A 12,816-nucleotide genomic window follows, 5' to 3' on the forward strand; every position below is an offset into this window, starting at 1 on the left:
GAGGGATTGGTGAACTCGCGAGTTGAAAGCAGTCACATCATAACGTAGCTTCCGATGATCCGTAGCCGGAGTCGCAAGACTTCGGAATCCGTGTGGCACAGTAGCCGGAGTCGCAAGACTTCGGAATCCGCCGGATAATCCTCTGAACTCTTGCGAGTCCAGCTACCACGAGTCCAGCTACCACGATTCCGGCTACCACGAATACCGAGCCACCCCCGCCAGCCCCCAACAATCGCCAATCCCAGATCGGGATTGATCCGTTGGCCGCTCGACGTTCCAATGACCGCTGGATCAATCTCGTTCGACTCAAGCAAGGAATCTTTCGCGATGGCTGCGACTCAGTTGAAGACCGCCCAAACCGAGGCCAATACTCAGACCAGTGGCTCTCGTTCCAAGGCGAGCGGCGGGAAAAAGTCCGGCAGTGGTTCGTCGCGAAAGAAACAAGTCAACGTTTTTCATCAACGCCTCGGGTCGTTGACCTATCACCAAGCGTGTCAAATGCTCGGCGACGAAGGAGGCAAGTTGATTCGCGTCGGAAGTCGTTTCACCGAGATCGAGTCCGACGACGATGTGTTTCTCGGCGGTGACCTGTTGAGAATCAATCTCGCCGATTGCATGGCCAAGTACGGCGGACCCGATGAAGAGCCTGAGTTTGTTGGAACCGTCACCGTGACGATGACCTTGCAATCGGCTCGCGCCAAACAAATCCAAACCAACTGCAATCACTGTGATTCGCATTGCCATCACGTCGGCGCGGCGTTGGGATATTTGCTCGATTCCAAATCGGTGCTCGGTTTGGCGATGCCGCCCGATGAATCCGTGCCGTTGGAAAATTTGACTGAGGACGAACTGCTCGCCCGGGCGATGGCCGAACGTCAAAAGCGAGCCGACGAAGAAGACATGCGGGTCCGCAGCGCCGACCCGTCGACGCCTTGGGCCGACTACGTAACGACCAGCCACAACACCGGCAAAACGTATCGCGTTTCACTCCGCGGGCTCGAACCTCATCAATCGTATTGTTCTTGTCCCGATTTTCGTACCAACGGTTTAGGGACTTGCAAACATATCTTGCACGTCGCTGCCAAAGTCAAGAAACGATTCGGCGTCGCGGCGTTGGAACAGCCTTACCAACGCAAGCATGTTTCCTTGCGATTGCATTATGGCGACGACTTCGGCTTGCGTTTCAACGTGCCGACGCGCAAGAACCCGAGCGTCGAGGAAATCGTCGGCGACTTGGTAGACAAGTCGACGACCGACGCCGCTGATGTGATGCGACGGATCGAGGCGCTCGAAACCAAAGGCCGCGAGCTAACAATCTATCCCGACGCGGAAGACTACATCCAGCGACAACTGACCACGGCGGAAATGGCCAAACGATGCGCCGAAATTCGACGCGATCCGGAGCGTCATCCAATGCGGACCGAATTGCTCAGTGCTACCCTCTTGCCTTACCAACTCGACGGAATCGCCTTCGCCGCCACCGCCGGCCGCGCGATCCTCGCCGACGACATGGGTCTGGGGAAAACAATTCAAGGTATCGGCGTGGCGGAATTGTTGGCCAAGTGGGCGGGCATTCGCCGCGTATTGATCGTGTGCCCGGCGTCGCTGAAGAACCAGTGGCGGACCGAAGTCGGACGGTTCTGCGGACGCTCGGTGCAGGTCGTCTTGGGTAACGGCCCTGAACGCATCGAGCAGTACCAAAGCGACACGTTCTTCACGGTGTGCAACTACGAACAAGTGCTCCGCGATCTCGAGCCGATCGAATCGGTCGATTGGGATTTAATCATCTTGGACGAGGGCCAGCGGATCAAAAACTGGGAATCCAAAACCAGCAACATGATCCGGTCGCTCCGCAGTCCGTATCGCTTGGTGCTCTCGGGCACACCGCTGGAAAACAACCTGGGCGAATTGTTCACGGTCGCCCGTTTCGTGGACGAAAACCGGCTCGGTTCCGCGTTCAAGTTCTTCAACCGGCATCGCGTCGTCGACGATCGCGGCAAGACGATCGGCTATCAAAAACTCGACGAACTGCGTCAAACGATCGCCCCGATTTTGTTGCGCCGCACCCGCGGCGAAGTCTCCAAACAACTGCCCGAACGGATCGACGAGATTGTTCGCGTCACGCCGACCGAAGAGCAAAAAGAGATCCACGACGGACAGATGCAGATCGTCGCCCAAATCGTCGGCAAGAAGTTCCTCACCGAAATGGATTTGTTGCGGTTGCGGCGGGCGCTTGCGATGGCCCGGATGTCCTGCGACAGCACGTTCTTGGTCAACCAACAGGAACCCGAATACAGCAGCAAGTTGGAACGACTGCACGAGTTGCTCGACGGATTGATCGCCGACCCGCATCGCAAGATCGTGTTGTTTTCCGAATGGAAACGAATGCTCGATCGCGTCGAGCGTCGCCTCGATATGATCGGATGCGAGTACGTCCGCCTGGACGGCAGCGTGCCGCAAAAGAAACGCCCGGCAATCGTCGCCGAGTTCCAAGAAAACCCGGACTGCCGCGTGATCCTCATGACCAATGCGGGATCGACCGGTTTGAACTTACAATCGGCGAACGTCGTCATCAATTGCGACCTGCCGTGGAACCCCGCCGTGTTGGAACAACGCATCGCGCGGGCACACCGGATGGGACAAAAGAATCCCGTGCACATTTACAACATGGTTTCCAGTGAAACGATCGAAGAGCAATTGCTCAATACGTTGGCATCCAAACAAGAACTCGCCAACGCGTCGCTGGACATCGACAGCGAGATCAGCGAGGTCGCCGTCAGCAGCAGCACCGACGATCTCCGCCGTCGCCTCGAACAGATGGCGTTGCCCAAGTTTGCCGCTCCGGTCGACGAAAGCAGCCAACGACGAACCGAGGCCGAGTTGGAACAAATTCATCGACATCGCGAAGACATCTCCAAAGCGACCGGCGACCTCGTCTCGGCGGCCCTTGCACTCGCCGGGAACCTGCTCGGCGGAAATTCGCAAGGTGGGCATTCGCAGAACGGTGACGCGGAAACTTCATCCGAACCGACACCCGAGCACATCGCCAAGGTCGATCGTTTGACCGAGAAATTATCCAAGACGATCGAGACCGACGAACAAGGCCGCCCGCAACTCAAGATCACGCTCCCCGACCAAAACGCCCTGCGATCCCTCGCCGACACATTGGCCCGTTTGTTGGGTTAAGGATTCTGGTGATGCAATTGAACTTTGTAACGCGAGATCAATAAGTCACGCATCTTGCCAGTGGTGGCGACTCATCGTCGCCGCTTCATTGAAAGATTTTGCATAGCCTTTGACTCGGGTATCGGGTTTCGACATTGCCTGATCCCAAAACTCGAGGCGGACCGCATGCGAAGTGTTTCCCTGACCTTGGCAACCGTCTATCAGGCAATTACGCTCAGTCTATGCTGAGCGGGCAATCTGTAGCGTGATTTCGATGGCGAGAAGTTATTGATGAGAGTCAACGAGTGGGGCAAACGATTGCATCGGAGCTTCATTCCGATGACGTTATTGTTGATCGTGTTTTTGTTGGCGTTTGTCATCCCGATCATGGTGCCGGCTTGCATGCTTCACATCTGGTTGTGGCTTCAGCACCCTCGAACGCGCCAGCACTATTGGATTTTTACTGGATTGATGGCGGTACCTGTTGTACTTTTCATCATGCTACCGCTGATCGGCAATGCCATCTATGCGCGGGATGGTCATGGATCGGCAGGGTTGATCAGCACTGAATACCTTCCTGGCATGTTGTTTATGCTTGCCGGGGCGGGTGTGGTTCCGATTCTGTATCGATTCGTTACATTCAACGGGATCGTTCCGCTTTCACGTCAATTTCGTGACCAGACTTCGCCTCGAGCCAGCATTATTGATGGACTTGCTCTCGTCCTTATGTGCGCGTTCGTCTTTTCGGCGACGCAGATCATCAATAAACCGTCTCGCTACGACTATTCTCCTCTGTGGTCGCTGATCGTTACCGTATTGGTATCGCTGCTTGCTATCGTCGCGATGCGAATCAATGCTCGATGCAGTCGGGCACAAATGTTTGCCAACGTTGCCGCGATCTGGATAGGCGGTTGGCTAGCATTGAAAAGCATTCTGTGGGGAATCGAAGCGGTGATGCGATCGTGGTTAGGCGGGCTAGATCCAGGTCCGTCGGCTGGAGCGTCTTGGCTGTTTATCAACCACCGCTCTGACTGGGAGGAACTTGCTAGCGGATTTGGGACGTTCGCGATTGCAATCTTTCCGATAGTTTGCCGGAAGTATGGGTTGGTTCTGATACCCATTCGCGAAAGAAAAAAACAAGTAGTCGACGGGAATCTAGATGAATCCGATTTCATTTATGCTCCTGAAGGTGGCGCATGGCTCGGCAGGTTGGCTGGACACCTGTGTTTGTTAGTGATGATTGCCATGCTAACGCTCTATCCGTTTACCAGGACCGGAGAGTACAGCATCGAGGGCTATCGAATCGCCGGTTGGCCACTGGTGTATTGGCACGCCGAACAAACCATACCCTCATCTGCCGCGTGGTATTGGACCGATTCGTCGATTTGGCAATCAACTGAATTCGACCAAGCGGCTTTGATGATTGATGTTCTGCTGACACTGGCCGTGTCGTTAGTGATACTTCCTCTGCCATCGTTGTATCGTCGAGTATCGCCGCGGTCCGTCTTCACCGCGAGATGGACTCTGGGGGCAGCATTCGTAATCGCGGTTTCCTGGGACGTCTTTCTTTCAACGATTTACAGTGACTGGCGACTAAGTCGAATGGAGTCGGTGACGGTGAATGACTATATCAGTGAAGGAGACTTCACGCTTTTGCAACGAGTCGCTCACGATCTTGATACACAATGGCGTGGTACCGAGGATCGGTTAAAACGAGGCGGACCTCGTGATATCACCATTCACGGGGCTACCGCTGATGAAGTCGATGCCGCTATCAGGCTAGCACCATCCCTCAAGGTGCTGACGCTAAAAAATTGCGACTTGCCCACAGACCGAGTTTCCGAGCTAGCGGCAGATACGAGATTCGACAACTTCACTTTCGAGAACGACGGTATTCAAGACTGCGGCGTTGTAAGAGCAGTTCGTTCAGGACGCGATTTCGGAATTGGCGAAAGTTACACGCTCGAACTGATTGCCAATGGTGGCGAAATTGTTATCCCCGATGGCGTTAGAGAGTTGCAAATCGTGATTCCGCATCGTCGGGATTCTGTATTCGACCTGAAGGGGATGGCGGACCTGTATTCTTTGAAGGTAAGAAACACCTTCGGTGATGTTCCAAATTCGGTGTGTCGAATTCGAATAGAGCATGCTCCAAACTTGGAACTCATCCGCTTGGATACGATGCAGAGGTTTGCTCTTGAGCTCGAGTCCATACCACAACTCAAAGACCTATATGGTTTTACCAACGAAGTCGGTTCCGCAGGAGCTCGATTGACTGATCTGAAATTGTCAGGAGTTGTTGATTTGGAGTCAATTTTTCTAGATCTTACAGAACTCACTGCGATCCAATTAAAAGGTATGGACGATCGACTGCATCTGAAGCAACTGTATCTAGGAATGGATTCAATAGTCCAGTCCCCGAAAAACGTTTCGCGTAGATGCGAAGATGTTCAGCAACTGCTAACACCGCTTTCGGTTATTCGATCAGCGAACAATCTGGAACTGAGAGGGTTAGTCTGTGATCACACGATCCTTCGTGATTTGCCGATGGTTACAAACGCACTCACTCTGAACGACTGTATCTTTCTAGATGATGTTAACGCCGGTGCGTACGAGCAATTTGTAGCGATCACTCATTTAAACATCGAAAATTTAGTTGCGACCTCTCAGCAGATCCACGATTTGGAGAGCTGTGCCATCGACACTGTCGTCGTCAACAAGCGAGACGACTTCCGGATCGATGCCATCATCAAATCCGCAATGCCTCGTGTCGTCAGTTTTCCCGACTGGCACTACAGTCCGTACGGGAAAATGGCGCAGCATCTTGCTGATCTGACTGAATACGTCAGGGCCACCGGGAAACCAGGAAGATTCAATTTGCGTATCGCCGACTTGCGTCACATAGTTCCTTGGCTTCAGACGATGATTGACGACGCTCGAATGGCAGGTGTGAAGGTTCGAATCAATCCGTAGGACCCAAAGTTGATGAAGAATTCGCCCCTCCCCACTCACGAGGATGCTTTGTCCACGTTCTTAATTGCGGTTCTCTTTTCTAGCTCGAGGAATGTTGATTTTGAATGACCGCACACTCATCAACAGTTTTTGGCAGCAAGATTATGGGCAGGAAAATGGGTGCTGGTCATCTTCCTGCCAAAAAAGGGATGATTCAATAGTCGAATCAATGTGTGAGGTGCGTTCTTCAGTTCTCTATATCGACCACACGAAGCAGAACCTCCGACGAGCCTCGCTCTCTTTTCGTGTACTTCGTGGTCACCCCCAAACGTTGAAAGGAGTTTTGGCTGTTTCGGGGTGTTCGATTGGCTGCGGGAAAGTGTTGGCACTTCGTTCTTCGCAGTTTGTCAGCGCGGGATCTTGGTTTCAGTCTTTACCGTCCTGGAATCTGGACGCCAACTGCTCTTTGATCCGTTCGAGCATTCGGCGAACCGTGCGAGGGGAGCATTCGATTGCTACCGCGATTTCTGTTGTACTCAGATCCTGAAGTCGAAGCTCGAGGCACTGTCGCTCGATCGGCGAAAGAGGTTTCATCAGGGCCTCGATTTCGTCGGACAGCATCAGTGCTTCTTCGATCGTCGGTTCTCGAGCCATCATCGTGGGCGGCATCTGTCGTGACGCCGTGTCGCCAAGATCTTCGGTTTCTCCATCGATCGATCGTTTCGCAGCACGGTGATACTCAACCTGCCCGAGCGTCTTGTTGATCGTGATGCCAGCCAACAGCCGCCACAGATCCCCACTGCGTTCCAAACGATAGTCGCCATCTCTCGCTTGCCGAAAGAAACTTCGATAGACCGACTGCACCACATCATCGGGGTCGATGCGTCGTTGCATTTTCTCGGACAACCGAGACCGCGCCAAACCAGCCAGCCGATTGACATAGCGAATGAAAATCAATTCGGCTGCTTGTTCGTCACCATCTCGCCATCGCTGAAGCAGAACTGCGGAATCGGGGTCGTCATTCATGGGCAACTTTTGAATCGAGGAGTGGGTTTTCCATGGGCATTTGCCAACTTTTAAAATCAGATTCTAGTCGATGGCAAGGAAGCCCGGAAAACGTCCGCTTTGCCGTGCAATCAGCCTTAGAGGGGTCTAATCGCGCGGTGGTGAAGAGGGAAAAAATCATTTTTGCATTTTTTCTAACCATTGCTGGCCGCGCCGGCGAAGGTTATCGGATTCACCGGTAGAAGCGAGTCAAAAGCAGACCGCACTTTGTCATCCCTCAATCGGCTTGGCAACGATTCTCCGCTCAACAACCGCCAGGATATTTAAAATGGTCATCAATCACCCTCTTGTATTCAGTTTCATGCTGATCCCGTTGCTGACTCTTTCAGGAGCTGGCCATACCGACGAGCTGGCCGCTGATGTTCCGAGCCAAATTGTCGCCTTGCACAACAGTGATTACCAAGCGATCCAAGCGACTTTAAGTCCTTTGGTGAGCGGTCTGAGAATTCAAGATATCCTCCAACTCTCAACCCATTCCAATCCCGAAATGCGAGCGTTCTTCCTGATGAACTTGCTGGATAAGCTTCCGCCGGAGTCCGCCCAGGTAGCGATCACGAGACTAATGGAAGACACGGACGAAAAAGTCAGCCGTCACGCAATCGAACAACGCTTGAGGTCGATTGGTATCCGAAATCGTTATGGCGAGCCAACAGAATCAGATCGTGACGCCCTGTCTCGTCTTGACGCTCGGGATATTCGACTCATGATCAACCAAATGGGCCGCGACGGTGCGTTGGATTACGCGCCCAGTTGTCGAGGTCTCGTTCCATCGGTCAATTCAAACATCAGCTGGGCGCTCAGTCACGTCGGCGGCCCACTGGTTGATATGGTAACCGATGCGGCTTCGCACAATGAGGCCGCCGTGCGGGCACGCATCGCGATCGTCTTGGGGAACCGAATCGTCATGGACGGAACAACCATCAGGGCACTGATCAAAGGACTTGAGGATCGCGACATCTCCGTTCGTATTTCGTCAGCCACCGCACTCGGCAATGCGAAGCAAGAAACACGTCAGGTGAGTGCAGCCTTGATTCGGCATCGCAGCTTGAACGCGACGTCAAGCGAGCACAAGCAACTTCGAACAGCTATCATTGATTCGTTGGGAAAACTATCGTCACCGAATTGCTGCAACGTGCGATATCTCGTCGAGGCGTTGGAAGACGAAGATTTCCCCTCTCGCCGTTTGATTTCTACGCATCTGGGTCGTCTCGCAAAGACAGACCCGTACGTCACCTCCGTCTTAATCGAATTGCTCTCCAGCGACAAACCCTGGGTCGTCGAGTGTGCTCTAAGTTCATTGAAAACAGTCGGCACTGAGGCCGCATCGGCCGTCCCGAAATTGAAGCAGATGTTGCAAAAAGAACTGTCGCCCGTCATCGCACGCACGCTTTGGGCGATCGAAAACAACGCAGGTTCTGTTTTGCCGTGTTATTCGGCCATCCTGAAAAGTGGGAATCAAACAAGTGAAGTCATACAAATCGAAGCCCTAACAGGACTGAAGGAAATGGGGCCGTCGGCCGGTTCAGCGGTCAGCGACATTGTGGAACTCCTGGACGCTGATCGCCGAGTCGCAAGGATCGCGATCAGCGTCCTTCGAGCAATAGGACCCGAGGCGAAGGCGGCCGTCCCCAGCTTGCAAAACATCGTTGATACCAAGAAAGAATCGCTACACTCGTTGGCAAAGTATGCCCTTACCAAGATCAAAGGATAGATTCTCGGTTCGATTCTACCAATCCATCCCATCATTCTCTCGAAGCTGAATTGTCATCAATATCTCTATAGGACCGATCCAATGAAACCAAGAAAATTCGCTCTGTACGGCCTGATCACCTTGATCCTAGTATCCGCACCGTCTTCATTGATTGCTCAGGAAGCAAGGTGGGGGTCATTCAGCGATATGCACGATTTCTACACCGATATGTTTGTCTCCAGTGCGGGCTTTGGGCCGACTCGACTGGTTTCTCCACAGGAGGCATCCATCCGCAGGGAAGAGCTGCATCGAGACATTGGCACTCCGGCGTTGAGGGTCGCTGGCAATGCTCTTGAAATTACCAATCAAAGTTTGATCGGACTAGATCGCGAGTCTCCGATCGTTTTTCAAACGACCAACGCGGGGATGATGAGGCGAATGCGCATCGAATCTTATCAAACACGCGAACCGAACGAGTTCGAACAACAAGCAATCCAAAAAATGAAAAACGGACAGACGGTAACTTATCGCGTTCATGAAGACCGATTAGGTTATACGGTGTACGGAGCATTGAGAGCAATGCAAACGTGCGCCAAGTGCCACGACGTCCCGCAAGGAACATTGCTCGGTGCGTTCATTTTTGAATTGAAACAGATAAACGAGAAAGTTGCGAAGGCAGATTAACAAACGGTGGATCAGCGACTAGGTCAAACCGAGATCGACCAGCTATGCGATGCGTTCGAGGACGCTTGGCGACGTAGCGATGCGCCGAAACTGGAAGACTATTTGGTCAAGTCGGTTCATGCCGACGCGGGCGAGTTGCTGAGGAACCTGCTCGAGATTGAACTATGGTGGCGACGCAACGAAGATCCACCGCCGTCAAAAGAGTTCTACGGACAGCGGTTCCCTGATTCGCGAGATATCATCAACTCGGTATTCGCTCAGACAGCGAGTTCCCGTTGCGATCTCGACACCGTCTCGGTGAATCAAGCGTTTGATACACCGCGAGTTCTCCGCAAGACAGACGGTTATAAAATCGGGTTGGAATTCCAAGACGGTGACTACGAACTCTTGGAAGAAATCGCTCGTGGTGGAATGGGGGTCGTGTTTAAGGCACGTCATCGCAAGCTCGGTCGCATCGTCGCCCTTAAGATGATCCTTGCTGGGCATTTTGCAGGTCACGATGAGGTCGAGCGATTTCAGTTGGAAGCTCAGGCCGCAGCGAAACTGGATCATCCCGGTATCGTGCCGGTTTACGAAATCGGAAAGCATGCCGAACAGCATTTCTTTGCGATGGGATTTGTCGACGGAATCAGTTTGCAATCCAAGTTAGCGGGCGGACCGTTGCCGCCGCGAGACGCCGCAAATATCTGCAAATCGATTGCCGATGCGGTGCAATACGCACACGAACATGGTGTGATTCATCGGGATTTGAAGCCGGCCAATATTCTATTGGATAGCAACGGTACCCCTCGAGTTACCGATTTCGGATTGGCAAAACAGATTGATGCGAATAGCGATCTAACGCGATCCGGTGCGATCGTGGGCACTCCAGGGTACATGCCGCCCGAGCAGGCTTCGGGGAGCACGGAACAAGTCGGTAAGGCGAGCGATGTGTATTCTCTCGGGGCGATCCTGTATTGCCTGTTAACCGGCCGACCGCCTTTTCAAGCCGCGACCGCGATCGACACCGTGATGCAGGTCATCGAACGGGTTCCCGTTTCACCTCGCTCACTCAATGAGAACATTCCACGGGATTTAGAAACCATCTGTTTGAAATGTTTGGAGAAACAACCTGCCAAACGATATGGTTCCGCTGCCGAATTGAGTTCCGAGCTGGATCGCTATTTGAAGGGTCAACCCATCTTGGCGAGGCCCATCCATCCGGTCGAACGCGGATGGCGGTGGTGTCGGCGCAATCCCGCCGTCACCGTGCTGTCCGTTTCGGTCGTCTTGTTGCTAGTGCTGGGAACGATCACGTCCATCTCTTTTGCGCTCGCTGCCAATCGGAACGCGATCTTGGCGAAGCGAAAGGCTGACGAGGCGGTGCAGTCGTTGGTAACGGCGGTCACGTTCGCACCTCCAGATCGGGTTTCCGATTCGATCGACGCTCTGCGTCCATTCGGCGACCAAGCCGTCACGATGTTAAAAACGAAGTTTGACGCTTCCAGCGGAGTGGAAAAACTTCAGCTCGCGTTCGCGTTATCGCAGCTAGAGCACCCTGAAATCAGCTTTCTGGTAGATCAAATTCCCAGCATACCCACGGATCAATCTCAAAATTTGCTCGAGAGCCTGGCGACGCAAAGGATAGTCAGTCGAGAGCTCGTGCAGCGAGAATTGACCAGGATCACCGAACGCATCGAAGAGGAAAAGGATCTCAAGGGGAGCGCCAACAAGATTGCCAGATTAACATTGACCGCGATGGATCTCGGCGCAAAAGAGGCTGCCGTCGATTGGTTATCGACCGATGGCGCTTTGAAACGAGTATCCGAGACGGTGCGTTCCGAGGTGCTTTCGATCGCCCCGGACTGGATTCACGATTGGGATTCTTGGCAAGCACTGCTAACCGATTGCAATAGCGACGACGTGCGCTACGCACTATGCCTTGCGCTGGGACGTGTGATGCCAGATCGCGTGCCACCGGCAAGCCGTCAAACTCTAACCCATTTGCTCGAAAATATCCGGAACGCAACCAACGACGCTGGCGTTTTTAGTGCATCCGATTGGTCACTTCGGCGGTGGAAGGGCGACGGTGGACGGACTCGAGAAGTAGATCAATCCAACATTCACCCCGCCGTCGTCGTCGACGAATTCGGCGTCGAGATGATTCGCATCCCGGCCGGAGAGTTTCGAAGGTCAGATGGCGGCAACGCGTCGACGGTCAAGCAGGCATCACGGATCGTCGCCTCTGACCGGTCCCAACTCGTCACTTTGCCAGAACCGTTTTACATGTCGCGGTTTGAAATCACAGTCGAACAGTTCCGCAAGTTTGTTGCGGAAACCGATTTCGTAGATCCGTCTCTCGATCGTGATCAAGCGAACGCTACGCCTTCTCAGGCATCCATGGCCGTGAACTCGATTTCCCAGATATCGCCACAGATAGCGAGCGAGCCGGTTCTCCAGGATAGTCGAATCCCGGTAAATGACATTTCGTGGGTCAGTGCCGCCGCGTTCTGTAATTGGCTCAGCCAAAAGCATGCACGAACACGTGCGTACAAGAGGAGCGAAGAAGGAGGTTTGGCCGTCGACTGGGAGGCAAACGGTTATCGACTTCCCACCGAAGCTGAATGGGAATACGTCTCTCGAGCTGGATCCACTTCCACCTATTTTTTCGGCGACGATTTTCAAAAGATCCAGTACTACGCGGCACCGTTGAAACGAGATTTAGCGGAGGTCGGATTGTTCATGCCCAACCGATTCGGTGTTCATGATATCTATGGCAACGTCGCCGAATGGTGCAACGATGTTTATGGTCCCTACGGTAGTTCGCCTTCGGAGAACCCGAGAGGTAAAACGGTGGGCAACGTTCGCGTGCACCGAGGTGGTTCGAGTAACGATTCCCAGGGAACGCTCTGTTCCAGCACGCGGTCGCAGGCACGGGAAAGCTACCGAAGTCCCTATTTAGGATTTCGTGTCGTTCGCTCGATCGATCAACCCGGCACTGGAATGGAACAATCCGAACGATTCTCGCCGGACAAGTACAGTCGAGCGTTGGTTCAATCGAGTCTTCAGACGCTTTACCATCTTCCAGATTGAGAACGCTGGGAAACTTCACACCGACAGACTCGTGTTCGGTGAGAGCTCTTTCATTTCTTTCAAACGCGGAGCACGCGGAGACGCAGAGGATCGCGGAGTTTCAGACTACACGCGAGCACAATGCTCTATGGATCGTTGCGTTTCGACGACCTCTGCGTTCAAACTTCAACCACACTTATGGAAAAGGT

Annotated in this window: 7 protein-coding genes; 5 read left to right on the forward strand and 2 right to left on the reverse strand. The window is 53.4% G+C overall.

Annotated elements, in window-relative coordinates:
• Positions 1–32: 32 nt before the first annotated feature.
• Complete coding sequence (locus Pla100_RS12190) at positions 33–314, reverse strand: hypothetical protein (protein WP_146577951.1); 282 nt, start codon at positions 312–314, stop codon at positions 33–35.
• Between the two features lie 13 nt (positions 315–327).
• On the opposite strand from Pla100_RS12190, the gene Pla100_RS12195 reads away from it, so the two are divergent.
• Together Pla100_RS12195 and Pla100_RS12200 are read left to right on the forward strand one after the other, a co-directional pair.
• The gene (locus tag Pla100_RS12195; protein WP_146577952.1) at positions 328–3,186 is read left to right on the forward strand and encodes a DEAD/DEAH box helicase; all 2,859 of its coding nucleotides are present in this window, start codon (positions 328–330) and stop codon (positions 3,184–3,186) included.
• A gap of 345 nt (positions 3,187–3,531) precedes the next feature.
• The gene (locus Pla100_RS12200; protein WP_231602991.1) at positions 3,532–6,138 is read left to right on the forward strand and encodes a hypothetical protein; all 2,607 of its coding nucleotides are present in this window, start codon (positions 3,532–3,534) and stop codon (positions 6,136–6,138) included.
• Positions 6,139–6,543: 405 nt separating this feature from the next.
• On the opposite strand, the gene Pla100_RS12205 is transcribed toward Pla100_RS12200, so the two are convergent.
• Entirely contained in the window at positions 6,544–7,143 is a 600-nt protein-coding gene (locus tag Pla100_RS12205; RefSeq protein ID WP_146577954.1) for an RNA polymerase sigma factor, read from the reverse strand.
• 307 nt (positions 7,144–7,450) lie between these two features.
• On the opposite strand from Pla100_RS12205, the gene Pla100_RS12210 reads away from it, so the two are divergent.
• The 3 genes from Pla100_RS12210 to Pla100_RS12220 all read left to right on the forward strand — a co-directional run bounded on the left by Pla100_RS12210 (position 7,451) and on the right by Pla100_RS12220 (position 12,628).
• On the forward strand, positions 7,451–8,893 hold the full coding sequence (locus Pla100_RS12210; RefSeq protein WP_146577955.1) for a HEAT repeat domain-containing protein: 1,443 nt from the start codon (positions 7,451–7,453) through the stop codon (positions 8,891–8,893).
• A gap of 81 nt (positions 8,894–8,974) precedes the next feature.
• A complete protein-coding gene (locus Pla100_RS12215; RefSeq protein ID WP_146577956.1) occupies positions 8,975–9,556 on the forward strand; it encodes a DUF3365 domain-containing protein in 582 nt (193 codons plus the stop codon).
• 6 nt (positions 9,557–9,562) lie between these two features.
• Positions 9,563–12,628: a bifunctional serine/threonine-protein kinase/formylglycine-generating enzyme family protein gene (locus tag Pla100_RS12220; RefSeq protein ID WP_146577957.1), complete on the forward strand. Its 3,066-nt coding sequence runs from the start codon at positions 9,563–9,565 to the stop codon at positions 12,626–12,628.
• Positions 12,629–12,816 lie beyond the last annotated feature (188 nt).

The sequence above is a fragment of the Neorhodopirellula pilleata genome, assembly GCF_007859915.1.
Lineage (GTDB): Bacteria > Planctomycetota > Planctomycetia > Pirellulales > Pirellulaceae > Rhodopirellula > Rhodopirellula pilleata.

What these genes read in the sequence shown, in the direction of transcription:
- Pla100_RS12195 (WP_146577952.1), top strand. Translation starts at nt 328, where the DNA reads ATGGCTGCGACTCAGTTGAAGACCGCCCAAACCGAGGCCAATACTCAG.
- Pla100_RS12205 (WP_146577954.1), bottom strand. Translation starts at nt 7,143, where the DNA reads ATGAATGACGACCCCGATTCCGCAGTTCTGCTTCAGCGATGGCGAGAT.
- Pla100_RS12210 (WP_146577955.1), top strand. Translation starts at nt 7,451, where the DNA reads ATGGTCATCAATCACCCTCTTGTATTCAGTTTCATGCTGATCCCGTTG.
- Pla100_RS12215 (WP_146577956.1), top strand. Translation starts at nt 8,975, where the DNA reads ATGAAACCAAGAAAATTCGCTCTGTACGGCCTGATCACCTTGATCCTA.